We start from the raw sequence: 25,860 nt of genomic DNA, 5'->3' as shown, positions 1-25,860 counted from the left end.
CTATTAGGAAATCCACTTATGAGTAAGCAAGAAGATAATGAAGAGGATTTTGAATATAACTATACGAAAAATGAATTAAAGAATAAATATATGGCTGGAATGTTAGGTATTTTTGGTGGAGTTATAGGGATGCATAAATTCTACCTTAACCAGAACTCTCTAGGACTGCTATATTCCATTCTTAGTTTAATCTTTGTTATCGCTACTGGCCTTTTAGTTCAATTAACTGAAAATAAAGCCTTTTTGTTTTTAGCCGCTGTTCCGTATGCGATTGCCTTATATTCTATTTATGAAGGAATTATGTTAATCCGTATGAGAGATGAAGTTTTTAATGCAAAATACAACAAATCTGAGCTAAATTTAGAGTAATTATTGATTTAGAATACGCTCAACATTAAAATTATAGTTTCCTTTAGCGCCCGTAGCTCAGTTGGATTAGAGTACTTGGCTACGAACCAAGGGGTCGTGGGTTCAAATCCTGCCGGGCGCGCCATTACTTTTTAAGAATTAATATTCTTCGTAAGCCCTTCACCACTGATTTCCCTGATAGAATTTCACTCTTCCCTCTTCAACAGTTATAAGAACGCTTTCGTGCTTTATGGCTATTTCTCTATCTGTACCCATTTGATGGACATTTTGTAATTGCCTAACTATTTCAGCCATTTTTCGATGATTTGGATTGTATTGATTTAGCTCACCCAATATATAACGCAGTAGATTTTTCTGCCGAAGTTCTGATATATATCTCCAATGTAGAAGATCAAAAGAAGCTGCCTCTTTTTTTCTATGAATACCAAATTCCAAATTAACGTAAAGTGCGTCTATTTTTGCTAATTCTACTAGAAGATCTTGAACGTCTTCACAATACTGACCAAACCTGCCCACATTTTCTGGCCAAGTCCAAAATATATCAGAAAATGCCTCTGACAAATGGTTTCTTATAGATCCACGACTAAATTTAGGATCATTATTACTTGGGTCCTCAATATATTTGATATTGGCATTTTCTAATAATTTTCTATCAATCCTTCTGTGTAATAGTGGACGATGAAAACGTATTCCTTCTTTGGTAGAAACAGAAGGCATACCTTGCATTCCTAAAATTCCAGTGCCTCGAATTAATCTAAAGAGAATCGTTTCGGCTTGATCAACAATATGATGAGCTAAAAGCACATCTGATATGTTTAAGGATCTGCATTTATCAATGATGGCTCTATACCTCGCTGTTCGAGCAGCTTCTTCAATTCCTTTTTTGGAGCTTTCAATAACAACATAAAGAATATGAATTAGAAAACCATGTTTCTGAGCAAAATTTAGATTGTGTTCAACCCATTCATCAGCTGTGGCAATAAGCCCGTGGTGAACGTGCATTAAGTGAAGTTCAATATTGTACCTATCAGCTGAATTTTGTGCCTTCAAAGCAAGGGTGATTGAATCAGCTCCACCACTAAAACCTAAGGCGACTTTATCTATACCGAGTTCTGAAAATTCCTTAAAACATTTATCAACGTCATAGTCTTTGAAACGTTGGAAAGCTTGAATAAATTCAATATCTTTTTTTTCTTTTTCAGTTAAATCCCTATCTGGTGCAGTAGTCTTAATTCTAAAGTCGTAAGTACTATCACGTTTTTTCTGCAACTCGTCCATAAGACATCAACCTCTGTATGCGTCGCTCAATAAGTTGCTCTGGAGCTATGCCTTCTAATTGTTTGAGTGACTCATTTAAAATTCGCTTTAAATTTTTTGCTGTCAAAGTTGGATTGCGATGAGCACCTCCAACTGGTTCTGGAACAACTTTATCTATCAATCCGAACTCTAGAATCTTATCGGCTGTGATACCTAAAGCTTCGGCTGCTAAAGAGGCTTTATCTGCACTTCTCCATAAGATTGAAGCACATCCTTCAGGAGAAATAACTGCATATGTAGAGTACTGCAACATATGCACAAAATCACCTACGGCAATTGCTAGAGCTCCTCCAGAACCACCCTCGCCTATTATGGTGGCAATGATTGGTACGCTTAACTCTGCCATTGCATACAAATTATGTCCTATAGCTTCAGACTGACCTCTTTCCTCAGCACCCACCCCAGGATATGCACCTGGAGTATCAACAAAAGTGAAAATAGGAATATTGAATTTTTCAGCAAGCTTCATCAATCTTAAAGCTTTGCGATATCCCTCTGGACGGGGCATACCAAAATTACGTTTAGCCCTTTCCTTGGTATCGCGACCCTTTTGATGGCCTATAACCATACAAGGTTCACCATTAAAACGTGCAAGCCCACCTATAATCGACAAGTCATCAGCATACATGCGATCACCATGTAGCTCGTGAAAGTCAGAAAATATACTATTAACGTAGTCCATGGTGTAAGGACGTTGAGGATGACGTGCAACTAGTGCCGTTTGCCAAGGGGTAAGCTTATCGTAAATAGATTTAGTAAGAGATTCACTTTTTGCTTGAAGCTTAGAGACCTCTTCAGATATATCAATCACGTCCTCTGTAGAAACATTACGAAGTTGTTCGATTTTTTGTTCTAATTCTTCAATCGGCTTTTCGAACTCAAGAAATGTGTTTTTCATAATTTTAGGCGTAAATTGAGATAAGTAATAATATCATTCATTGATTTTAATGTCACTTAGGTTCTTCGCCAATTTGTAATTCCACCTGGCTTATCTTCAAGTTCAATACCAGCCCTCTTAAGCTTTTCCCTAATTTCATCTGCAGCTTTGAAATTTTTGTTGGTTTTCGCTGACTTACGATCCAAAATCAATTGTTCAATTTCAGAATCGGACAAAGAATCAATATTTGAATTACTAATTTGAACTTTAGAATATCTTGTAGAGGTTCGAAAATACAACTTAGGTTCAATAACAAAAATACCTAAAACGCGACCTAATGCGACTAATAAGTTTAATAATTCTTTAGACTTTGTTTTATTAATTTCAGTATTTAATTCAAATAAGATAGAGATGGCTAAGGAAGTATTGAAATCATCATCCATCGCTTGCTTAAATTTTGAGGCAAATTGGTTAGACCAATCAATTTGTACATCCTCAATATCAAAGTTACTTAAGGTTTGGTAGAACCTATCAAGGGCGGCCTGTGCATCAATTAAATTATCTGGCGTAAAATTTTGAGCACTTCTGTAGTGATTACGAACTATAAAAAAACGTAGCATTTCTGCTTCGCGAACATTGTAGTTATACTCAGATTCATCATCTGAAATATCACCGACAGCTAACGTCTGACGAATTGTCTTAAAATTTCCAAGAGATTTAGACATTTTGTCGTTATCGACCATCAAAGGTCCGCAATGCATCCATATACGAGCTAAATCTATCTCGTACGCACCCTCAGATTGAGCAATTTCATTCTCGTGATGTGGAAATTTCAAATCTGGTCCGCCTCCGTGTATATCCAAAGGTAGACCAAGCAATTCCTTACTCATAGCAGAACATTCTATGTGCCATCCTGGACGCCCCAAACCATATGATGACTCCCATTTTGAGTCCTCAGGCTCAGTCTCCTTAGCTGCTTTCCATAAGACAAAATCAAGAGGGTCTTGTTTGGCTTCGGAAACCGCCACCCTCTCTCCAGATCTCATATCATCTAATGACCTACCAGAGAGCTTGCCGTAGGGTTCAAATTTACGTACAGAAAAGTTAACATCGTTATCCTCAGATTTGTACGCAAGGCCCTTAGATTCAAGTTTTTTGATAATCTCTAACATCCCACTTACATGTTGAGTTGCCCTAGGTTCGTAATCTGGTGGCAATACCCCCAAAGCCCGCTCATCTGCATGCATGGCGTCCGTGTAAAACTTTGTCACATCGCTTAATTTCTTATTAGTGGCAACAGCTTTTTTTATTATTTTGTCGTCTATATCAGTAATGTTTCTAACATATTTAACTTCGTATCCCTTCAATCTTAACCACCTACAGATAACATCAAAACTAACAAGCATGCGGGCATGGCCAAGATGACAAAAATCATAAACAGTGATTCCACAAACGTACATGCGAATTTTGTTAGGTTCAACAGGCTTTAAATCTTGTTTTTGACGAGTCAGAGAGTCGTATATTTGCATTTGAAAAGTATAAAATGGATAAAATTTTCCATAAGTTTAACCTTAGAAATTCTATTTTGAAAAATATTAAACACATTGCATTAGCGATTTTGATGATTACGGGAGCATTGCCAACCTTAGCTGCGGAGAAGGATTACAGCAATGAAGGTGGCTCAACTACTGTTGCTAGATTTCTAGACATTTTTACGCCCTCAGTAGATACATCCATTCCTGAAAGTCGCACTGACTTAGCAAACAGAATCAACGGTCTTATAAACCAAGGCAAACTTAATGAAGCTCTGCGAGAAATCAAGAAGAATCAAACAGATGATTTAAAGCATATTGCACCTCAAGTTGATGTTCAACTTATATTTTTAGAGGGACGGGTTTATGAAAGACAAAATAATCTTAAAAAATCTTTAGAAACTTACCGTAACATGACGCAGTCGTACCCAGAGCTTCCTGAACCGTGGAATAATATTGCCGTTATACAATTACGGCTTGGGCTGTTAGAAGAAGCAAAGCAATCGTTAGAGCAAGCTATTTCCATCAATCCAAACTATGGTGTCGCTCAAAAAAATCTCGGCATAGTATATGCACTTAAATCGCGAGAGCATTTTCAGAAGGCTGGGAGGCTTGGGGTTTCGGGGGCGTCCAACAAAGCTAAAGAGCTTGATCATCTAATTAAATGAAAATAGGGATATGAAAAAATTAATTAATACTTTATTATTTGCGTCTATAATTCCCGTGTCTTTAAACATACACGCACAAACACAGGAGAAAAAAATGACTAAACAAAATGTAACTCTCGATACTAATAAAGGTGTTATCACACTTGAACTTGATTTAGAAAAAGCACCTAAAACTTCACAAAATTTTATTGAATACGTAAAAGCTGGTCACTACGATGGGGTTATTTTTCATCGCGTTATCAAAGGTTTTATGATTCAAGGTGGGGGCTTTGCACCAGGCATGTCTGAGAAATCTACTCGTGAACCAATCCAAAATGAAGCAGATAACGGTCTTAAAAACGACAAATACACTGTAGCAATGGCTCGTACCAATGATCCTCATTCAGCATCAGCTCAGTTCTTTATTAATACTGCGGATAATGATTTTTTAAACTTTAAATCTAAAGACGCACAAGGTTGGGGTTATGCTGTTTTCGGTAAAGTTGTTGGCGGTACTGAAGTTGTAGACGAAATCGAAAATGTTAGTACTGGTAGCCGTGGTTTCCATAACGATGTTCCTAAAGAAGACGTGATAATCCAAAAGGCAACTTTAGTTGATTAAACTAAATATTAGCGGCTCTACATTCTTGGTCTCAGATATTCATCTGGGGCCAGATATTCCACAAACAAATTCTCATTTCTACGATTTCCTTTTCTCCATTCAATCCGAGGCAAACGCCCTTTTCATAATTGGCGATTTGTTTGAAGTTTGGATTGGAGATGATCTTTTATATAAAAATCCCCCTGCTTGGCTTAAGGGAGCCATCGAGAAATTAACTAATTTTGCCAGTGCAGTTCCTACCTACTTTATTCATGGTAATCGTGATTTTTTAATTGGAAAAAAATTTTCAAAAACAACTGGTATTAAGCTTTTGCCTGAAGAAGTAATAATTAAAACTCAAAACGAAAAATACATTCACATTTCTCACGGAGATCAGCTCTGTTTAGATGACCCAGGCTATATAAAGATACGAAAATTATTTAGAAATAAACTTCTTCAACGTATTTTTTTAAGCCTTAGCATTAACCGAAGAACTTCAATTGCAAATAAAATTAGAGGCAAAAGTAAATTAAACAAAAAAAGTGGTCATTTTTATTTAGATATTGCTCAAAGGGCGGTAGATAAAATATTTTTTAAAAATCCTAACGTTAGTACCATTATTCATGGTCACACACATAGACCCGCTATTCATGAGCATGGTTTCATAACTAGATATGTTCTACCAGATTGGGATTACGATCATGACAGTAGAGGTGGTTACTTAGTAATTACATCTGATGGTCAAATAATTACAAAATATTCCATACCCAAAGAGCAACAATAGCCCCAAATATAATGCGATACCATGCAAATGGCACGTAAGAATGCTTAGCAACGAATCGCAACAAACCCTTAACAACAAATAGAGCACTGAAAAACGCAGTCACAAAACCTATAACTACAGCAATAATATTGCTTTCACTTAATAGATGACCGTATTTATAAATACTGAGGGCTGTAGCTCCCATCATAGTTGGAATTGCTAAGAAAAAAGAAAATTCAGTGGCAACTTTACGTTCAATCCCAGCCATCATACCTGCAATAATAGATGCACCTGATCGTGAAGTACCAGGAATCATAGCTAAACATTGAGCAAATCCAACTGCCAATGCCTGCATGATAGATATCTCTTCTATACTTAGAGTCTTCGATTTAACCATTATATTTTCATCGTCTCTGACCCTTTTTGAAAACTCAGGCCTGCTCTCAACCCAAAGCATAATTAAACCGCCTAAAACCAATGTAATGGCATAGACTATAAATTGATCATCAAGCAGCTTTTTTATTTGTTTTATAAATATTAGGCCTATAACAGCAGCTGGCAAAAAAGCTAAAAGAATATTTCGTACAAATAGAAGATCGGGCTTTCTAGCACGCATAGAGCCTGCAGCTATTTTTAATAACTCGCTTCTATATAGCCAAACAATTGCAAGAATGGATCCTAGCTGAATAACAATTTCGTAGACCTTATCTTGACCAGCGTCAAAATTAAGCCAATCACCGAGGATTAATAAATGGGCAGTGCTTGAGATGGGTAAAAATTCAGTAACACCCTCAACAACGCCCAAAATTGCAGCTTTTAACAAAAAGATAAAATCACTACTCATGTTATTTGAAGTGATTTATTAAATGTGGAAATAACTTCGGAGTCGACGCAATCATATTTCCCGTCTGCTTCCATGTTTGCTCTCCTTGGAAATCTCCAACGAGTCCGCCTGCTTCAATAATTAATAATGTGGCCGCAGCAATATCCCAATTTTGCAATCCAGCACCGAAATATGCATCAAATCTACCGCAGGCAACATATGCCAACTCAAGTACTGTCGACCCAAGTCTTCTGAACCCACCAGAATGCATAATTAAATCTTTAGACTTATTTGCGTAGTCTTCAACAGAATCATTTTTAGAATGTGGAAAACGTGCAGAAACCAAAGCATCAGATAAAGACTTAACACCACTGACACGAATTCGCCTATCATTCAAAAATGCTCCACTTCCTCGAGATGCAGTAAACAACTCATTCCTAGAAGGATCATAAATGCAAGCTTGAACAATCTGCCCCCTATGAGCAAGTGCAATGGATACAGCATAATTAGGAGTGCCATGAACAAAATTGTTTGTACCGTCAATAGGGTCGATAATCCATACGTGGTCTGTATTTTGACCCTTTTGACCACCTGTCTCCTCTCCAAGGATACTGTGTTCTGGATAAGCTTCGAGTAGCACTTCGATAATAGCCTCTTCAACTGCAGTATCTATATCAGTTACATAGTCGCCCGAATCCTTTTTAGAAACTTTAATTTTTTCAGGTTCCAGACTAGCTCGATTAATAATTGAACCTGCTTTTCTTGCAGCTTTAATAGCGATAGCTAATTGAGGTTGCATACTGTTTAAATATAAAATTTTAAAAAATACTATTATATTAAAAACACCTTTTTTAAGCCTCAAATGAATAAGACAATAAATTTATTCCTTCGCACAATATTTGTTTTAGATAAAACATCTCATGGTGGCAATGTTGGAGCAGCTGCTCGAGCTTTAAAAACTATGCAGTTTAGTAATTTAGTGCTCTGTAATTCCTCTCTAAAAGATATTCATTTAAATTCAGATGCAATTGCTATGGCATCAAATGCACAGGACACATTGGCAAATATAAAAGTTGTAGAAAATTTATCACAAGCATTGTCAGAGGCGACCTTAACATTTGCTATGACGGCAAGAAAAAGAAAGGACTTTGAATCTGTAGATATTAGACAAATGGCAATAATTGCTCATAAGCATTTACTAGAAACTGAGAATCATAAAATTGCTGTTGTTATGGGGAATGAACAAAATGGCTTAGATAACGCTTCTTTATATGATTTCAACTACGTAGTAAATATTCCTGCAAATCCTGAATATAGCTCATTAAATGTCGCACAAGCTTTGCAGTTGGCTGCTTGGGAACTTAGATATGAGTACATATTAACTGGTGAAATTAAGGAACAAATGATGGAGGGAGAGGACATTGCCACCCATGGGCAAATGAATCATTTAATTAAATCTGTTGAATCGATTTTAAGTGAATCGGGCTATGAAAAAGAAAAGCTTGCATCCCTAGAACGCAAGCTTACGCATATATTACTTAGAGCCAAAATTTCTAAAGAGGAAGTTCAAATGCTCCTCGGAATTGTCAAGTTCCTTAAAGCACAAAATCCTAATTGTTAGAAATCTTTTTCACCTCACTATCACCCTCAGCTTCAATTAGGGCTTCTTTAAAAGCTTTAGGGTTTTGAAATGTTTGTAGCTGTATTGGAACAGGAAGTTTGAATCCATTTTGTTCAAGGTGTTTTCGTGTATCCTTCATAAGCTTAGCCTGAAGATCCCAAAAAACACTTGCATGTGCCCAAACACGCATAGTCACTATCACCACTGAATCTTTATAATCGGTAACAAGAACCTCATGTTTAGGGGATGTTAATACATCGGGGTCGGACTCTATCATATCGTTTAAAACACGAATGGCTTTATCCAAATCATCTCCGTAACTTATAGGTACTTGCAAATCCATACGTCTTTGCTGAGAGCGGCTAAAATTCGTAATCTGACTGCCCCAAACAACACTATTCGGTAGGGTTACTTGCATTCCATCAAGCTTAACCAGTTTAGTTAAAAACAAACCTACTTCAACAACAGTACCTGAAACATCAGTAGAGTGAACTGTGATGTAATCCCCTGTATTTAGTGGTCTAAGAGCAATTAACATTATTCCAGAGGCGATATTTTGCAATGTCCCTTGCAGAGCTAAACCAATTGCTAAGCCTGCTGCACCTAAGGCTGCAATTAATGATGCCGTTTCAACACCAAATTGGGTAAGAACAATCAATATAACTACTATACGAATGGCCCATACAGCAATTGCTGTAATCATAGGCATAGCTGTTCTATCGACCGCCCTAGTTTTAGTTAATATATTTTTAAGGCCTTTTCCTATAAGATTTGATATCATCCATCCAATGATCAGGATAACTGCGGCTGATACAAAGTTAACAAGAAATGACATGACCCACGGCTCCCAACGAGCCCATAAATCTTGTGTTTGCATGAAAATCACCTAGAAATATTAAAATAGAATCTAATAATTTTAATTGATAAGTATGAACAAGAAATTTATCCCTCCAGATGCGGCATCATTGACACCTATGATGCAGCAGTATTTCAATCTTAAATCGCAAGCTGGCGACGATGTATTACTAATGTTTCGGATGGGAGATTTTTATGAAATGTTCTACGATGATGCACAATTAGCATCTAGGATATTAAATCTTACGCTTACAAAACGCGGCCATACAGGTGGCAATGATATCCCAATGGCAGGCATTCCTGTTCAATCACTAGATCAATATCTCTCTCGTTTAGTTGCTAGCGGTCTATCTGTAGCCATTGGTGAACAAGTAGGCGATCCTGCCTCATCCAAAGGGCCTGTAGAACGTAAGTTAGTTCGGATTATTACTCCAGGCACAATTACTGACGAAAATCTTCTACCTCAAAAATCTGATAGCCTAATATTATGCATATACTCTAAAGGTGCACACTCGGGTATTACATGGCTTAATTTAGCTAACGGCGATTTTGCTTCTTCTGAAATTCTGAGTAAATCACTAGATCAGGAGCTATATCGTCTAAGCCCAGCGGAAATTATTGTTCCTGAGAGTAGCAATTACAAATTTAGCTATAAATGCACAATAACAAAAGTTCCTGATTGGCATTTTGATCTAAAAGAATGCACATTAAGATTAAAGGAATTTTTTAAGATTGATGACTTAAGTGTATTTGGGCTTGGTGTCGAGACATCATTAAATATCATATCAGCTGGTTGTTTGCTTCGATATATCGTAAAAACTCAGAATGAAAACTTAGGACATATCAAGAAAATTTATATCGAATCGGAATCTCGTTTTCTAGGTCTTGATCCATTTACAAGAAAAAATTTAGAGCTCACTGAATCATTAAGTTCATCAAAAGGTCCCACACTTTTCTCTACTTTAGATAATTGCGAAACGGGCATGGGAAGCCGTCTTCTAAGAAATTGGATTCATAATCCACTTAAAAACAATTCTGAAATTAATGAAAGACAAACGAATGTTTCTCAGTTTCTGCAGCCAACAAACGAAGAGTTCAGTATCTCTCAAATTCTTAAAAATCTTAAGGATCAATTAAAACCAATTACTGATATAGAAAGATTAAGTTCTAGAGTGGCTATGTTAACAATCAAGCCCAAGGAGCTTGCTAAGCTGCGTGATAGCTTGCATACTTTGGAAGTTGTACGAAAATTTTTGCTCGAAAATTATGGGAATTTAAGCATAAATTTAGAATGTATTCCCAAAGCCGAAGAACTGAAAGAGTATTTAAGCAAGGCCATTGCCACAGAGCCATCAACTCAGATTCGTGATGGCGGAGTAATAGCTGAAGGTTTTGATTCGGAACTTGACGACCTAAGGAATACTAGTAGTAATAATGGTTCTTTTTTACTTGAATATGAGACGAAGTTAAAAGAGGCTACAGGCATTAGTTTACTTCGTGTTGTATACAATCGTGTTCAGGGATTTTTTATTGAGATACCAAAATCGCGGGCCGAAAATGTACCAGATACGTTTCGTCGCAAACAGACCCTTAAAAATGTGGAGCGCTTTACTACGCCTGAATTAAAACAATGGGAAGATAAGATTTTATCTGCCGATGAGAGAGCTTTAAAACGCGAAAAATACCTCTACGATGAAATTTTGCAAAATATTCAAATATGGGTCTCCCTACTTCAGGATATTGCTAAATTAGTTGCAAGTATTGATGTTTACTCGGCCCTAGCATATCACGCATACAATAATAATTGGATTAAACCTGAGCTTGTAGAAGGCACAAGCATTGCCATAGAACAAGGGCGTCATCCAGTCGTGGAGAGAACAATCGAGAAATTTACGGCAAACGATTGCTTTCTTAATTCTGAAAATAGGATGCAAATTATCACTGGCCCAAATATGGGCGGAAAATCAACCTATATGCGACAAACGGCCATTATTGTACTTCTTGCGAGAATGGGGTCCTATGTTCCTGCGGAAAGTGCAAGCATTGGTGAGGTGGATGCCATTTTCACTAGAATCGGTGCATCGGATGATTTGGCTGGAGGGCGTTCAACCTTTATGGTTGAGATGATTGAAGCTGCATCAATTCTTACTAATAGCACAAATGCGAGCCTTGTTTTGATGGATGAAATTGGTCGTGGAACATCGACATACGATGGTTTATCATTGGCTTGGGCCATAGCATGCAGGCTGTTAAATCACAATAAATCGCTCACACTTTTTGCGACGCACTATTTTGAATTGACACGACTAGTGGATGAATACAAGGGCATTGCCAATGTGCATTTAAGTGCAGTTGAAACCTCGGATGGGCTTGTATTTATGCACGAAGTACATGATGGACCTGCGAATAAAAGCTATGGCATTCAAGTGGCTCAGAAAGCGGGCTTGCCTATGGCTGTAATCAAGCAAGCTCAAAACGTGCTAGAGCGGCTTAATCAATCGAATTCTTCACAGATGGATTTATTTGACACGCAGGTTTCTGATATAGATGTGAGCTTTGAAGATCCAGCCGAAACGCGAGATAAATTTAAAAATCTTCAGGATTTTATTTCGGATATTGATCCAGATGAATTGAGTCCACGCGAGGCTCTTGAGACGCTATATCGCTTAAAGGATTTTTCTTCGAATACATAGGGAGGACATGATATGCAAATGGATATGAACAAGCCCATGCAACTGCTTGGTGGATTGAGTGCTGAAGAGTTTATGAGGGATTATTGGCAAAAAAAACCTCTATTAATCAAGCAAGCATTTCCAAATTTTAAAATGCCTATCCCACTTGAGAGACTTAGAACTCTCGCCTCTTTCGAGGGCGTTGAATCTAGAATGGTCAGACGCAATGGTGAGGAATGGCTTCTAGATCGTGGTCCACTCGAAGAGATTCCAACTAACGATATGCCTAATTGGTCTTTGCTAGTGCAAAGTATGGATTTGCACGAACAAGCCTTCTACGATATGGCACAAAATTTTCGCTTTATTCCAGATGCTCGCTTTGATGATGTAATGGTAAGCCTCGCTTCTATTGGAGGTGGAGTTGGACCTCATTTTGATACATATGATGTGTTTCTTTTACAGGGAAATGGCTCACGTACATGGAGAATAAGTCAACAAGAAGACCAAGAACTTATTCCTGATTTACCATGTAGAATTCTTAAAAACTTTAAACCTGAAAATGAGTGGGTACTTGAGCCTGGAGATATGCTTTACTTGCCTCCGCAATGTGCTCATGATGGCATTGCTGATACAAATGATTGTGTAACGATTTCATTTGGATTTAGAACACTATCACTTGCTAATATGGCCCGTGGTGTTTTGGAAGCTGCTATAGATCAAATTAGCGTTCAGTCAGGCTTAGGTATTGGTATATATTCTGAACCCTTGATTGATGGCTATAAAGTTGATGGTTTATATTCAGACCCGCAGCAAGTACCTGTAAGTAATCCAGCCCAAATTCCCGAAAGCATGATTGAACAATCATTAGAGGCTCTAAAAAATATTAAATATAACGATAAACTGGCTTCCCGTTTTTTGGGATGTTGGTTGACTGAGCCAAATAAAGTTGCTGAATTTGAATTTAATGAGGAAGAACTAAATATTGAAGATATGAGCCCCGAAACAATTCTTAGATTAGATATCAAATCTAAGATGCTTTATAGAAATAATGAGGTATATATCAACGGTGAAGTTGTGGAAGCTCCGTTAAATGAGATTCTCAAAACACTGGCAGATGATAGAAAAATCACTGCTGAACTAGCTAATACAAGTGATGAACTTACATTTGAGTTATTGCATAGATGGCTTGATGATGGATGGTTAATTTGTGATTAATTGAATATCTCCTGCTCGTCGTGCTAGTTTGGTTTGGCCGCTTACTCTGATTGTTTAAAATTTTTGTAAGCGGCTTTAATAAATCAATTTACTGGAGGATTTGCTAGAAAGTTAACTAGTAATTGCCAGCATTCTTGCACAGACTTAATCTCAACGCACTCTTTTGGTGAATGAGCTTGACGTATATTTGGTCCAAATGAAACCATCTGCATATCTGGGGCATGTTTTTTAAGAATTCCACATTCAAGACCCGCATGCATAGCCTTAATACTTGGCTTCTCATCATAGTAATCAGTGAAAATTTTTACTAAACTTGCTAACAAAGGTGATTCCATTTCAGGCTGCCAAGCAGGATAATCCCCATCTGATTCCATCCGTGCACCAGCTAAGTCTGCAACGCTTTTAAATCTTTGCTCTAAGCCAAATTTAGAAGCATCAATCAATGAACGCATTAAGCACTGCAACTCACAATTTCCATCACTAATTCTGGCAACGCCTAAACTTGTAGAAATTTCAACTAAATCATGTGAAAAATGGGTGTTTTTAATCATTCCATTTGGAATACTGCAAATCAAATTAAGAATTTTTAATGAGTTCTCATATGTAGCAGCTTTCACTTCTGTATCAGAAGCAACAGAACTAACACTTAATTGAAATGGATTTTCAGTATGTTTAAATTCTTCTGAATAAATAGGCAATAATTCAAGCAGTTTGCCTTCAATATCACCCATAGATTGCCCTTCAATGGCAACGATAGCAGAGACCTCTCGTGGAATTGCATTTCTAACAGTTCCAGCATTCAAACTTATTAATTCAAAATTTATGCCACTTGATATTAAGATTTGAGAAAGCATAATAATTGCATTTACCCTGCCATTATTAATATCTATTCCCGAATGACCGCCTTTCAATCCATGCAGCTTAATCTCATAAACTATGGAGTCCGATGATATGTCCTTTAGATCATAGTCTAAATGAATTGTAATATCGCGACCTCCCGCACATGCAACTGTTATTACCCTTTCATCCTCTGAATCTAAATTAAGTAAATATGGTGCAGAGAGCCATGCAGGATTTAAAACCTCAGCTCCACCCATCCCAATCTCTTCTTCAGTAGTCAAAATTAAATCAAGTGCAGGATGCGATAGATTCTCAGAAAACATAACACCTAGAGCCATGGCAGCTCCTATACCATTATCCGCTCCTAAAGTAGTATCGTCCGCATAAACCCATCCATCCCTAATGTAGGTGGCAATAGGATCGCGTTCAAACACATGTTTACTATTCACCCCTTTTTGAGGAACCATATCAATATGTGCTTGCATGGCAATAGCAGGTTTATCCTCCATTCCTTTGCTTGCTGGTTTGCGTATTAAAAGATTGTTTTTTGAGTCTTGTTCTACATAAAGGCCAATTTCTTTTGCTTTATTTAAGATAAAGTCACTTAGAGCTTTTTCGTGAAAACTTGGATGTGGAATGCCGCAAAAATCATCAAACCATTTCCATAAGATTTTGGGTTCTAGTTCTGTAATGGAATTAGAATTCATATAAGCCTCATAAGTTGTCTAATGCTCATATATTACTATATCAATCTAGTCAGTGATTTATAATAATAAACTTTAAAAATAACAAATATATAGAGTCAAATGTTAGACCAATACCAAGCTCAACTTGTTGAAAAACAAGCCCAAAAAGAATGGAATGAATCAGATGTTTATCGAGTAATTGAACATGCGACAAACGCTGAAGGTATTGAAAAACCTAAGTATTATGCATGTTCTATGCTGCCCTACCCTAGTGGCAAACTCCATATGGGACATGTTAGAAATTACACCATTAACGATATGCTAACCAGACAGCTTCGTATGAAAGGTTATAACGTTCTCATGCCCATGGGATGGGATGCATTTGGTATGCCTGCGGAAAATGCTGCAATTAAATCTAAGGTGCCACCTGCTGAATGGACCTATAAAAATATCGAATATATGAAAAAACAATTGCAAGCTATGGGTTTTGCAATTGATTGGTCTCGCGAGTTAGCGGCATGTGATCCTGAATACTATAAATGGAACCAATGGATGTTCCTAAAGATGCTTGAAAAAGGCATTGCCTATAGAAAAACTCAGGTAGTGAATTGGGACCCTGTTGATCAGACAGTCTTGGCAAATGAGCAAGTTATAGATGGTAGAGGTTGGAGATCTGGTGCTTTAGTTGAAAAGCGTGAAATCCCTGGATACTATTTAAAAATCACTGATTATGCAGAGGAATTATTAGACTTTGTTCAAAATGATCTTAAAGGTTGGCCAGAACGTGTAAAACTAATGCAAGTTAATTGGCTCGGTAAAAGTGAAGGTTTACGTTTTGCATTTCCACATGATATTAAAGATGAAAAAGGGAATTTAATTCAGGATGGAAGGCTTTATGTTTTCACTACTCGGCCAGATACCATTATGGGAGTCACCTTCTGTGCAGTGGCTCCAGAACATCCCATTGCCACCCTTGCAGCTTCAAATAATCCAGAGATAGCTAAATTTATTGAAGAAGCTAAACTTGGAGGTACGACTGAAGCGGAGATGGCTACGAAGGAGAAATCGGGTGTTCCAACTGGTCTTTTCGTCACTCATCCAGTAACAAAAGAAAAAATCGAAATTTGGGTGGGCAATTATGTACTTATGTCTTATGGAGACGGTGCAGTAATGGGTGTGCCAGCTCATGATGAAAGAGATTTTGCCTTTGCTCTTAAATACTCGTTACCTATAAAACAGGTCATTGCCATAGACGGAGAGGAGTTCAGTAACAAAGAATGGAGAGAGTGGTACGCAGATAAATCACGTGGTTATTGTGTTAATTCAGATCTATTAGATGGACTTGATTATGAAGATGCATTCAAAAAAWTCGAAATTTTTATGCAGGAATTAGGTCTGGGGGCACGTCAAGAAACATGGAGACTGCGTGACTGGGGAATATCTAGACAGAGATATTGGGGGACCCCTATTCCAATTATTCACTGCCCACATTGTGGGACTGTACCTGTTCCCTACCAAGATTTACCAGTAGTATTGCCAACTAATTTAATACCTGATGGAAGTGGCAACCCACTAAACAAATCTGAAGAGTTCCTTAATTGCAAGTGCCCGAAATGTGGCTCAGATGCTAAACGCGAAACAGATACCATGGACACATTTGTGGACTCTTCGTGGTATTACATGCGATACGCATCTCACCATAATGATCAAGCTATGGTCGATCAAAGATGCGATTATTGGATGCCTATGGACCAGTATATCGGTGGTATTGAACATGCGGTCATGCATTTGCTTTACGCACGTTTTTGGTCAAAAGTAAGTCGAGATCTAGGGCTTGTTAAATTTGATGAGCCTTTCGAAAATTTATTGACTCAAGGAATGGTGCTAAACCATATCTATAGCCGTAAAAACGAACGCGGCGGAATAGATTATTTTTGGCCCGATAAGGTAGAAAATATTTATGGTGAAAAAGGGCAAATTATTGGTGCAACATCGATTGAAGATGGTCAAGCTGTTGATTATATGGGCATAGGCACTATGTCTAAATCAAAAAATAATGGTGTAGACCCACAATATCTAATCGACACCATGGGGGCTGACACAGCTCGCCTATTTGTTATGTTTGCTAGTCCGCCAGAGCAAACTCTTGAATGGTCTAATACAGGGCTTGATGGCTCAAATCGGTTCCTTAGAAGACTTTGGAATCTTTGTTATGGAATAAAAGACAGCATTTCTTCTGTTTCTGATAACTTTGATTTCACAAATGCACCTAAAGACATAAAACAATTTAGATTAAACGTACATCAAATTCTTAAGCAAGCTGACTACGACTACAGTCGTATGCAATATAACACTGTGGTATCTGCAAATATGAAGCTTTTAAATGCACTTGAAGACGCGAATTTTGCAGAAAGTGAATACAAATTACCTGCTACTAGAGAAGCTGTCAGCATATTGCTTCGTCTTTTGTATCCAGCTGTGCCACATATAACCTATGTTTTATGGCAGGAGCTTGGTTTTGCCTCTAAATATGGTGAAATTCTAGATGCCCCATGGCCAGTGGTAGACGAGTCAGCTTTAATATCTGATGAAATCGAGATGGTATTACAGATAAACGGAAAATTACGCGGACAAATTACAGTTCCTAATGGTTCATCTAAAGATCAAGTAGAACAGATAGCCCTTGCTCATCCACAAATTGAACGACATCTGGAAGGTAGAACTCCTAAGAAAATTATTGTGGTACCTAATAAGTTAGTGAATGTTGTGGGATAGTAAGTGAACCTAGGTCTAAAAATCATTTTCAGACTCTTTTTGCTTTTTGCTTTAAGTCTTAGTGTATCTTGTGGTTTTAAAATGCGCTCAGAGATGCATCTACCATTTAATATGATGTATACGAATCTTGATTCGAACAGTAGGTTTGGTGTCATGCTTATGCGTATGCTTAAAACTAGATCACCTAATCTTAAATTCGTGGATAATCCTAAAGACGCAGATATAATTCTTAAAACATCAGAGCTAAGACGCGAGAGAACGCCTTTTTCTCTTGATGCTTTAGGAAAAGTTGAAGAATATGAACTATATTTGGAATTGGAATTTAGTTTATTTGATGCTAGCAACAATATACTCCTACCCCAATCAATCATATCTTCGACTCGTATTATGCCCTACGACATATTGCAATCATCGGCTAGTGATCAAGAATCTGATTTTTTGTACGAAGATATGGAGAGGGAAATCGCATCAAAATTATTCGGAAGAATAACAGCATCTGATATAAGCAATAATTTTCTGAAGAAGAATTGAGATGAAGATTAGCTATGACGCATTAGATAAGCATATAAAAGAGTCAAAATCTGGCCCTAAAAATTTTTATCTAGTAATGGGCGATGAGATTCTATTGAACATCGATGCAGTTGATAGATTAAGAGAATTCTGTAGAAAACATGAGTATTCAGAAAGAATATCTATGGTACTTGATTCTAACGGCCCTTGGGATGATGTGCTTACTCATTTACAGACAAACACTTTGTTTGCAGAAAATAAAATTCTTGAAATATCTATTCCGAGTGGAAAATTTGGTCGTAAAGGTGGCCCTACTTTAGCTAAATTAGCTGAGTATATAAAGGAGCAAAATCCCGAGGATATTTGTGTAATAATTTCATGCCCTAAGCTAGATAAAAAAACTCAACAAACAAAATGGTTTACAAGTGTCGTTAACATTGCCACCTTAATAGATATTCCTAATTTAAAACGCAAAGATTTGCCTGCATGGGCTCGCAAACTTATAAAACAAAATGGGCAAACCATAGATGATGATGCATTGACACTTCTGATTGATAGGATAGAGGGAAATATTGTTGCGGCAAAGCAAGAAATAAATAAACTTGCTCTTTTAGCTGGAAGTGAAACAAATCTTACTTTAGATATGGTTCGATCGAGTGTGGCAGATTCAGCTAGATATGATGTTTTTCAGCTGACAGAAGCCATGATGCTAGGTAATATTCCAAGAAGTCTTAAGATATTTCATGGTCTGATTCAGGAAGGGGCAAATATTATTCAAATTCTGGCTATGGTGACTCGAGAAATTAGAATTTTATATAGAGTAATGCAAGGGAAGGTGAATGCAGAGGCATTGCCATCTATATTGAGCTCTATGGGGGTGTTTCCTAGCTTTCATCAAAGATATTTGAGTGCAGTTAATCGTTTTAATATGCCTAAAGTAATGGGTTTACTTCAGCATGCAACAGATATCGATCAGACTTCAAAGGGCTATCCAATAGATGGTCGACTAAAGAGTCCAATTTCTGAGATGGAGCGTTTAATTATAAAAACCGCTGGCAATGGTCTATTGTAGGAAAAGGAATTAGTATGCTTTTATGGCTTAAAGTTTTTCATATAGTATTTGTGCTTTCTTGGTATGTGGGTATTTTTTATTTACCAAGAATATTTGTAAATCTTGCTAGCAATCGGGATAATCCTCAGGTTTATGAATATCTTTTGGGTATGTCTCATAGACTTTTACGATTTATGACTGTGATAGCTGTACCTGGGGTTATTCTAGGCTTAATTTTATGGCTTAATTATTATTGGAATAGTGGCCCATGGATGCATGTTAAGTTGTTATTAGTTTTTGGTGTTATGTATTATCATCATTTATGTTTTAAAATTCATAAATCCTTTAAAAACCGCACAAATACTAAATCTCACAAATACTATAGAATTTTTAATGAGCTGCCCTTAATCTTACTTATTGGTATTGTTTGGCTAGCTGTATTTAAAACTATCTCTTTATAAATATGGAAAAAGATAGTAAAACTCTAAGTCTAAAAAAGACCTCAAAAAAATCCACATTATCTAAGGATTCGGAAAGTAAGACTGTGCGTTCTGGTGCCAGGGCAAGAAAAGTTGCTCAAAGAGCTTTAAATGCACCAAAAACTAAAATTATTCCCAAAATCACTTCAGATTACACAACTGAGATGTTCTCTGTTTTTGCACCCTGCCCCATTGGATTGGAAGGTGTGTTGTTAGATGAACTTAAAAGTTTAGGGTTGCGAGATGTTGAAATAGGTAAATCTGGATGTAGCTTTAAGGCTGATTGGAGTGGAATAATGATGGCTAACCTAAGCGTACGCATTGCCTCCAGAATACTAGTTCAAGTTGCTCACGAGAAAATAGAAACAGAAAACGATATATATGAACTTGCTTATAAGGTTCCTTGGGAGCGATGGTTTGGGCCAGAGCATACTTTAAGAGTGGATACTACGGGTATGAAGACAGCTTTTACGAGTTTGCAATTCTGTAATCTACGTGCAAAAGATGGGATTGTAGACAGGCTGCGTGACAAAGAGGGTTCTCGTCCGAGCATTGACACTGTGCGTCCAAGTGCAAAGGTCCATTTATTTTTAGATAGTGCATCGGCTACTTTTTATCTTGATACATCAGGGGAATCTTTATTTAAACGTGGATGGAGACTCGATAAAGGTTTGGCACCGATTCGAGAAAATTTAGCTGCTGGACTGCTAGCTCTTACGGGGTGGTCACCTGAAAAGCCCCTTTACGACCCATTTTGCGGCAGTGGAACAATTTTAATAGAGGCTGCATGGATCGCAAAAAATATACCGCCAGGGCTATTTCATCCTTTAGGATTTGAAAGATTTAGAAATCATCCTGTCAAACAATGGCGTCAAATGAAAGCTGAAGCAAAGGAGAATCTCAAAGCTAGTGAACCATTGCATATATATGGAACCGATATTGACACATTCGCACTTAAAGCCGCAAGGGCAAATATTCTTCGAGCTGGTTTAGAGAGTGATGAAATAATGCTTAAAAATATTAATGCACTAGAGTGTACCCCACCTTCAGAACCTGGGGTAATTCTATGCAATCCACCATATGGAGAGCGATTAGACTCGGAAGATACCCCCTTCTGGCGTGAGTGGTCATCTGTTCTAAAAAAACAATTTACTGGATGGGATATAAATATTATTACTAGCGATAGAGATTTACCATCAAAATTGAGACTTAAACCTAGACGCAAAACTCCTGTTTTTAATGGCAATTTGGAGTGCCGCTTATTTAATTTTGAAATGGTTGAAGAGAGCTATAGAAATGACTAAGCCTAATTTAGAGTTTGCAAGACCCTCGAGAATGAAAATTTTCGCTTGTTACATGTATGAGGGCATGCTTTTGCTGGCGGTTATTTTTGTAACTTCTTATGCGTTTGACAGTCTCACACAAAGAACTGAAGTGGAAAAATACTTTTGGATAAGTCAGGCCTTAATATTCATAGCAATTGGCTTATATTTTGTACTTTCTTGGAGAGCTAAAGGGCAAACATTGCCAATGAAAACATGGAATATAGGCGTGAAAACTTTTAATTCTCAAAAACCAAGTACTGGACGTTTAATAATAAGATATATTTCTGCATGGATTATCCCTCTTATTGGGGCTTTTGTGGTTGACCAAGTATCAAAAATGTTAGGATGGGCTTCGGTCACAGTTTTCGTATTTTTCACTCCATTTCTTAATTTTGTCTACTCATGGCTTGATCCTAAGGGCTTATTTCTCCAAGATAGGCTATCTGGGACATATCTCACACTAGTCAAATAAGACTCAAAAATTTATAATAAATAGTTAAATCAATTAATTATCTCTAGTGTCTATGGGCGGTCTCATGGAAGAAAAAACAAAATCTGATATGCACTCTACTTTATTTAAAGAATATGAGTGGTATGTCCCATCTAATTTCAATATTGCTTCTGCTTGCTGTCATAGATGGGCCTCCAGTCCGCATGAAGCTAGATTAGCGGCTATATATTTTGAAGATCAGGTTGGTCAACTAACTAGTTTATCTTATGGTCAACTATCCGAGAAAGTGAATAAATTAGCAAATGGTTTTGTAAGGATGGGAATTCATCCACAGGATCGCATTGCCATAGCACTTCAACATTCGGCTGAAACTGCAATTACGATTTTGGCGGCTATAACTGTAGGTGCAATAGCTGTTCCATTAGGTATAAGTGAAGATTCTCAGTATTACGCAAATAGATTAATTGATTGCGGGGCTCGAATTGCTATTGTAGACAAGCATTCTTTCACACCGTTTTTACATGCTGTCGATCATTCGTCACAACTTAAAAATTCGCTTAAACAGATAATTGGTATTAATACAGAAGATGAGCGATTGATACCTTGGAAAGCATTGCTAGCTCGCCAACCAAAGGATTTTAATGTCATTCCAGTTAGGCCAGATACTACGGCCATACTTCTTTATCCAAATGTTGGGACTGAGGCTGAAAGTTCAAGAAAGAAAAAAATTTCAGACTCGCTATCTGAAGTTTCAGAACTTAAAGCTACTGTTATATCTCATGAAACTTTAATTGGTGGTCTACCTGGATTCACCTGCTCACAAGATTGGTTTCCGCAAAATAAAGATATATTTTTTACCACTTACGATTGGAGCAGTTATTACGGGTTGATGGGGGGATTATTGCCAACTTTATATTTTGGCAGAACTATTGTAGGATGCCCTGGGGGACGGACTGTTCCTAGATTATTATCATTAATAGAGCACTACCCTGTGACCAATTTTTTTACTTCACCAGAGGAGTTGGAACGTATAAGGGCTTTTTCAGGGGTTTTATCTAAATGCGACTCAGGTCTTCGTTGCGTATCAACTATTGCTCAAGGATGCAGTCCAGCTCTAGAGTTTTGGCTTCGCGAATCCACTAATTTTAAATTCAATAAACTTTTAATGCCTCAAGGTTTCTCTTCAATCATCTCAGAATCAAACGCCAAGTGGCCGTCAGTTCCAGGAAGCGTAGGTAAAGCAGTTCCTGGATACGAATTAGCCGTTTTGGACCCTAAAGGAAACAAAGTCAAAACTAATTCTTTTGGCACTTTACATGTTAAAGAAACCGATAAAAACGATGATTCTAGCCCTGGTGTCTGTACGCTTTATTGGCATTCCAATTTTCTTCATCCAGTGCCTATTATTAATGACCAGTGGTTTAATACTGGCATCGAAATCAAAGTGGATAAAAACGGATATTATTGGCTAAGAGACTCGAACAAAGGAAACTGATGCCACTATATGCAATAGAAGATTTAAAACCAAAAATCGATTCATCTGCATTTATTTTCGAGAATGCAGTGATTATAGGTGATGTGACTATTGGTGCGGATTGCAGTATTTGGCCCAATGTTACGATTCGGGGTGACGTAAATAAGGTTGTAATCGGTTGCGGGACAAATATACAGGAAGGTTCTGTATTACATGAGGCTTCGGAATATCCCTTAATAATTGGTGATTTTGTGACTATAGGTCATATGGCTATGGTTCATGCGTGCAGTATCGGTAATGGCTGCTTAATCGGTATGAATTCCATCATTTTAGATGGTGCTGAAATTGGAGAAAACTCAATCATTGCCGCTGGGGCCATTGTTACTGAGGGTAAAAAAATCCCTCCTAATTCTCTTGTAATTGGAGTCAATCAAATCAAAGGCACTGTCACAGAAGAGCTCTACGAGCGATTTAAAGCTAATACTCTTAAATATGTCTCATTAGGTCAGAAGTATATAGAATCATTAATAAGGATTGATTAATGAGCGATTTAGTACAGAAATTCATAACATTAGATAAAAGCGTAAGAATAATCAGTGTTAACTTAGAAGATGCATGGGATGATTCACAATTTGAGAAAAATTATCATCCTTTATTAGCTAAGCTTTTAGGTGAACTTACGGCTGCAAGTGTGCTTTTAGCAGCAAACATTAAGTTTGAAGGTTCTGTAGTTTTACAAATTCAAAGCGAAGGACCCGTATCTTTATTAGTAGTAGAGTGTACTTCTGATTTCAAAATTCGATCAACAATAAAGCAAAATCAAGAATATGCAATTAAAGATACAGATACCTTTAGTTCATTGCTTAATTTTAATGGTAAAGGTAGTTTTGCTGTTATTCTTGATCCTAAGGACAAATCTAAGGGCCAGCAACCATATCAAGGAATAGTACCACTTCTAGCAGATTCTGTTTCAGATGCATTGCGACTTTATATGAAGCAGTCGGAACAGTTAGAAACTCTACTATATTTAGCTTCAGAAAAAAAAAGATCAACTGGCCTTTTAATACAAAAACTCCCCTATTCTGGAGGATTAGAAATTAGTGAGGAACAGGCTCAGGAGACTTGGAGTAATATTCAAGCCCTAGCATCTACTATTGATTATGAAGAGATGCTTGAAGTTTCTGTCTCTACTTTAATTGATAGATTATTTTGGGAAATTCAACTTCTTGAATATCCTAGTAATACGGTAATTTGGTATTGTCCATGTTCTAAAGAAAAAGTCGGTGATATGCTTAGAATGCTCGGCAAATCAGAAGTTGAAAGCATATTGAGTGAAAGAGATAATATCGAAGTTAGCTGCCAGTTCTGCGGTAAAAAATATAATTTCGATGCTGTCGATTCGGCTCAGTTATTCATCGATTCAAGTCAATCTCAAATACAAGATAATCCTAAAACTGAACACTAGGACAATTTCGTCCACACTTATATAAATTCTCTTAAATTTAGTTCAAAATCAAATTTCTTTTTTAAAGAGATTTGATATGAATAAATTCATCTATAAAGGCTTTAGTGCCGTAGAATTTCTGATAGCAGCAATTCCTTGCTTACTTCTTTCTTTGATATGTTTTGAATTTACTCGTTGGTATCAATACAAGCAGGTTTTAAATCTCGCATTGCTTGAGGCTTCTAGACAAGCTATGGTTAAAAATGCAGATTTTGAAATTTTAGAAAAAACATTTAATACGGAAGCATTGCCACTTTTTGTAAGCAAATCTGCAACAAAGCTTCAGAAAAAAACATACGCAAAAAACTGGAAATTATTTGGAAGACCATGGGAAATTACTGTGCATTCTCCTACATGTAAAGATTTAAAAAAATGGCACGATAGTTCCATAGTATTTGCCTTACCCCTTATAAATAACAACTACCAAAAAGAGCAAGCTGAATTAAAATCCGACACAAGTATTTACGACGCAAATACTTTAGATTTAGAATTAATCTATCCTTATAAACCAGTAGTGCCAGGCGTTCAGATACTAATCTCAACTCTATTAGGTAAAACAAGTTCAGATATTTATAAAGATAGAATTTTTTCACACGGATACTTGCCAATTAAAACGAGAGTGCGGGTTACTATGCATAGTCACCCATTAATCAGAACAGGCTCGTGGTACCAAAATGTTAGATATGCAAAAAATTGTTAAAATCAGAAAAACAATAATTTTTATAAGGGATAAATTTGCTTAAACATGTCATAGCAAAGGAGTTATCTCCTAGTTGTATTTCATGCAAAGTTGGAAGATTGTGTTTGCCTAATGGTAAGCTGCCTAACAATCTAAAAATTACTGAGGACATAATCGTTAAAGAGAGAATACGAATTCCAAAAAAGGAGGCTCTTTATAAAACTGGGGACCCCTTTTCTAGCTTATATGCTATCCGCTCAGGTTCTTTTAAAACATTAATTGAATACTCCAACGGTCAAAGTCAAATCACTGGATTTTTTTATCGGGATGAAGTTCTTGGACTTGATGCTCTAAATAATAAGGCTCATGCTTCCTATGCCATTGCCATGGAAGACTCAGAGGTATGTTTATTAGCCGTAAAAGATATTGAACATATGCTTGAAGAGTTCACAGAAATTCGTGAGGTTATGGTTGGTTTGGTAGGAACTGAGATCTCTAGATCACATAATATGATTTTGACTTTGGGCTCACTTAATGCGGATCAAAAACTTGCTATGTTTTTACAAGATACCGCCCAAAAGCAAGAAACTATGGGCTACTCACCTAATGAATTTATTCTACGCATGCGCAGAGAAGACATAGGAAATTATTTAGGTCTAACCTTAGAGACTGTAAGTAGATTATTTTCTAAATTTTCAAAAGAAGGAATTTTGACAATCAATAATAGGAATGTCCATATCCTTAATCGAGAAAAATTACTTGCGATCCAGAAATCTTAAATCAAACAAAAGTAC

General features: G+C 37.0%; 25 protein-coding genes and 1 tRNA gene. 19 read left to right on the top strand and 7 right to left on the bottom strand.

Translation table 11 applies throughout. The features are described 5' to 3' along the window. The first annotated feature begins 18 nt into the window (after positions 1 to 18). On the top strand, positions 19 to 369 hold the full coding sequence (locus TASI_RS03170; protein WP_014111318.1) for a TM2 domain-containing protein: 351 nt from the start codon (positions 19 to 21) through the stop codon (positions 367 to 369). Positions 370 to 415: 46 nt separating this feature from the next. After that, positions 416 to 493: transfer RNA gene (locus TASI_RS03165), tRNA-Arg, on the top strand. Between the two features lie 35 nt (positions 494 to 528). Here the strand turns inward: TASI_RS03165 and tilS are convergent. From tilS to cysS, 3 genes are read right to left on the bottom strand one after another with little or no spacing between them, the layout of a single operon-like run. Further along, complete coding sequence (gene tilS / locus TASI_RS03160; RefSeq protein WP_014111317.1) at positions 529 to 1,647, bottom strand: tRNA lysidine(34) synthetase TilS; 1,119 nt, start codon at positions 1,645 to 1,647, stop codon at positions 529 to 531. Further along, a complete protein-coding gene (locus tag TASI_RS03155; RefSeq protein ID WP_014111316.1) occupies positions 1,622 to 2,584 on the bottom strand; it encodes an acetyl-CoA carboxylase carboxyltransferase subunit alpha in 963 nt (320 codons plus the stop codon). The genes tilS and TASI_RS03155 overlap by 26 nt, the downstream gene beginning before the upstream one ends. Positions 2,585 to 2,640: 56 nt before the next feature. Continuing rightward, positions 2,641 to 4,092: a cysteine--tRNA ligase gene (cysS, locus tag TASI_RS03150; RefSeq protein ID WP_014111315.1), complete on the bottom strand. Its 1,452-nt coding sequence runs from the start codon at positions 4,090 to 4,092 to the stop codon at positions 2,641 to 2,643. A 14-nt stretch (positions 4,093 to 4,106) separates the two neighbouring features. Between cysS and TASI_RS03145 the strand changes: the two genes are divergently transcribed. From TASI_RS03145 to TASI_RS03135, 3 genes are all read left to right on the top strand, one after another. Further along, positions 4,107 to 4,763: a tetratricopeptide repeat protein gene (locus TASI_RS03145; RefSeq protein ID WP_014111314.1), complete on the top strand. Its 657-nt coding sequence runs from the start codon at positions 4,107 to 4,109 to the stop codon at positions 4,761 to 4,763. Between the two features lie 94 nt (positions 4,764 to 4,857). Then, positions 4,858 to 5,364 carry a peptidylprolyl isomerase gene (locus TASI_RS03140; RefSeq protein ID WP_014111313.1) on the top strand — a complete coding sequence of 169 codons (507 nt, stop codon included), beginning with the start codon at positions 4,858 to 4,860 and terminating at the stop codon, positions 5,362 to 5,364. Further along, the gene (locus TASI_RS03135) at positions 5,357 to 6,127 is read left to right on the top strand and encodes a UDP-2,3-diacylglucosamine diphosphatase (RefSeq protein ID WP_014111312.1); all 771 of its coding nucleotides are present in this window, start codon (positions 5,357 to 5,359) and stop codon (positions 6,125 to 6,127) included. The genes TASI_RS03140 and TASI_RS03135 overlap by 8 nt, the downstream gene beginning before the upstream one ends. On the opposite strand, the gene TASI_RS03130 is transcribed toward TASI_RS03135, so the two are convergent. Both TASI_RS03130 and TASI_RS03125 read right to left on the bottom strand, forming a co-directional pair. Next, positions 6,093 to 6,950 (bottom strand): undecaprenyl-diphosphate phosphatase, encoded by an 858-nt coding sequence (locus tag TASI_RS03130; protein ID WP_014111311.1) that lies wholly within the window; start codon positions 6,948 to 6,950, stop codon positions 6,093 to 6,095. The two genes, TASI_RS03135 and TASI_RS03130, sit on opposite strands and share 35 nt — an antisense overlap. Position 6,951: 1 nt before the next feature. Continuing rightward, positions 6,952 to 7,728 carry an inositol monophosphatase family protein gene (locus tag TASI_RS03125; RefSeq protein ID WP_014111310.1) on the bottom strand — a complete coding sequence of 259 codons (777 nt, stop codon included), beginning with the start codon at positions 7,726 to 7,728 and terminating at the stop codon, positions 6,952 to 6,954. Positions 7,729 to 7,791: 63 nt separating this feature from the next. Between TASI_RS03125 and TASI_RS03120 the strand changes: the two genes are divergently transcribed. After that, positions 7,792 to 8,550: an RNA methyltransferase gene (locus TASI_RS03120; RefSeq protein WP_014111309.1), complete on the top strand. Its 759-nt coding sequence runs from the start codon at positions 7,792 to 7,794 to the stop codon at positions 8,548 to 8,550. On the opposite strand, the gene TASI_RS03115 is transcribed toward TASI_RS03120, so the two are convergent. Next, positions 8,540 to 9,427, bottom strand: coding sequence for a mechanosensitive ion channel family protein (locus tag TASI_RS03115; protein WP_014111308.1), 888 nt, complete (start codon positions 9,425 to 9,427; stop codon positions 8,540 to 8,542). The genes TASI_RS03120 and TASI_RS03115 overlap by 11 nt on opposite strands. Positions 9,428 to 9,479: 52 nt before the next feature. Here TASI_RS03115 and mutS point away from each other — a divergent pair, with 52 nt between their 5' ends. Continuing rightward, positions 9,480 to 12,098, top strand: a complete 2,619-nt coding sequence (gene mutS, locus TASI_RS03110; protein WP_014111307.1) for a DNA mismatch repair protein MutS — start codon at positions 9,480 to 9,482, stop codon at positions 12,096 to 12,098. A gap of 18 nt (positions 12,099 to 12,116) precedes the next feature. Continuing rightward, the gene (locus TASI_RS03105; protein ID WP_044978252.1) at positions 12,117 to 13,292 is read left to right on the top strand and encodes a JmjC domain-containing protein; all 1,176 of its coding nucleotides are present in this window, start codon (positions 12,117 to 12,119) and stop codon (positions 13,290 to 13,292) included. 83 nt (positions 13,293 to 13,375) lie between these two features. Here TASI_RS03105 and TASI_RS03100 read toward each other — a convergent pair whose 3' ends face one another. Next, complete coding sequence (locus TASI_RS03100) at positions 13,376 to 14,839, bottom strand: aminoacyl-histidine dipeptidase (protein ID WP_014111305.1); 1,464 nt, start codon at positions 14,837 to 14,839, stop codon at positions 13,376 to 13,378. 99 nt (positions 14,840 to 14,938) lie between these two features. On the opposite strand from TASI_RS03100, the gene leuS reads away from it, so the two are divergent. The 11 genes from leuS to TASI_RS03045 all read left to right on the top strand — a co-directional run bounded on the left by leuS (position 14,939) and on the right by TASI_RS03045 (position 25,845). Beyond that, on the top strand, positions 14,939 to 17,593 hold the full coding sequence (gene leuS / locus TASI_RS03095; protein WP_014111304.1) for a leucine--tRNA ligase: 2,655 nt from the start codon (positions 14,939 to 14,941) through the stop codon (positions 17,591 to 17,593). Positions 17,594 to 17,686: 93 nt separating this feature from the next. Beyond that, positions 17,687 to 18,124 (top strand): LPS-assembly lipoprotein LptE, encoded by a 438-nt coding sequence (locus tag TASI_RS03090; protein ID WP_228359751.1) that lies wholly within the window; start codon positions 17,687 to 17,689, stop codon positions 18,122 to 18,124. Position 18,125: 1 nt separating this feature from the next. Beyond that, complete coding sequence (gene holA / locus TASI_RS03085) at positions 18,126 to 19,175, top strand: DNA polymerase III subunit delta (protein ID WP_014111302.1); 1,050 nt, start codon at positions 18,126 to 18,128, stop codon at positions 19,173 to 19,175. Positions 19,176 to 19,189: 14 nt separating this feature from the next. Continuing rightward, positions 19,190 to 19,615: a CopD family protein gene (locus tag TASI_RS03080; RefSeq protein ID WP_014111301.1), complete on the top strand. Its 426-nt coding sequence runs from the start codon at positions 19,190 to 19,192 to the stop codon at positions 19,613 to 19,615. 2 nt (positions 19,616 to 19,617) lie between these two features. Beyond that, positions 19,618 to 20,937 carry a THUMP domain-containing class I SAM-dependent RNA methyltransferase gene (locus tag TASI_RS03075; protein ID WP_014111300.1) on the top strand — a complete coding sequence of 440 codons (1,320 nt, stop codon included), beginning with the start codon at positions 19,618 to 19,620 and terminating at the stop codon, positions 20,935 to 20,937. Continuing rightward, on the top strand, positions 20,930 to 21,430 hold the full coding sequence (locus tag TASI_RS03070) for an RDD family protein (RefSeq protein ID WP_014111299.1): 501 nt from the start codon (positions 20,930 to 20,932) through the stop codon (positions 21,428 to 21,430). Before TASI_RS03075 ends, TASI_RS03070 begins: the two co-directional genes overlap by 8 nt. A 64-nt stretch (positions 21,431 to 21,494) precedes the next feature. Continuing rightward, positions 21,495 to 22,904, top strand: coding sequence for an AMP-binding protein (locus tag TASI_RS03065; RefSeq protein WP_014111298.1), 1,410 nt, complete (start codon positions 21,495 to 21,497; stop codon positions 22,902 to 22,904). Continuing rightward, positions 22,904 to 23,425 carry a gamma carbonic anhydrase family protein gene (locus TASI_RS03060; protein WP_014111297.1) on the top strand — a complete coding sequence of 174 codons (522 nt, stop codon included), beginning with the start codon at positions 22,904 to 22,906 and terminating at the stop codon, positions 23,423 to 23,425. Before TASI_RS03065 ends, TASI_RS03060 begins: the two co-directional genes overlap by 1 nt. Then, a complete protein-coding gene (gene hslO / locus TASI_RS03055; protein WP_014111296.1) occupies positions 23,425 to 24,348 on the top strand; it encodes an Hsp33 family molecular chaperone HslO in 924 nt (307 codons plus the stop codon). The genes TASI_RS03060 and hslO overlap by 1 nt, the downstream gene beginning before the upstream one ends. Positions 24,349 to 24,424: 76 nt before the next feature. Beyond that, the gene (locus tag TASI_RS03050; RefSeq protein WP_014111295.1) at positions 24,425 to 25,087 is read left to right on the top strand and encodes a TadE/TadG family type IV pilus assembly protein; all 663 of its coding nucleotides are present in this window, start codon (positions 24,425 to 24,427) and stop codon (positions 25,085 to 25,087) included. A 35-nt stretch (positions 25,088 to 25,122) separates the two neighbouring features. Further along, positions 25,123 to 25,845, top strand: coding sequence for a helix-turn-helix domain-containing protein (locus tag TASI_RS03045; protein ID WP_044971002.1), 723 nt, complete (start codon positions 25,123 to 25,125; stop codon positions 25,843 to 25,845). The last annotated feature ends 15 nt before the right edge of the window (positions 25,846 to 25,860 follow it).

Source organism: Taylorella asinigenitalis MCE3, assembly GCF_000226625.1.
GTDB lineage: Bacteria > Pseudomonadota > Gammaproteobacteria > Burkholderiales > Burkholderiaceae_B > Taylorella > Taylorella asinigenitalis.
Note: the sequence above shows the minus strand (reverse complement) of the source record. Positions and strands in the feature narration are given on the sequence as shown.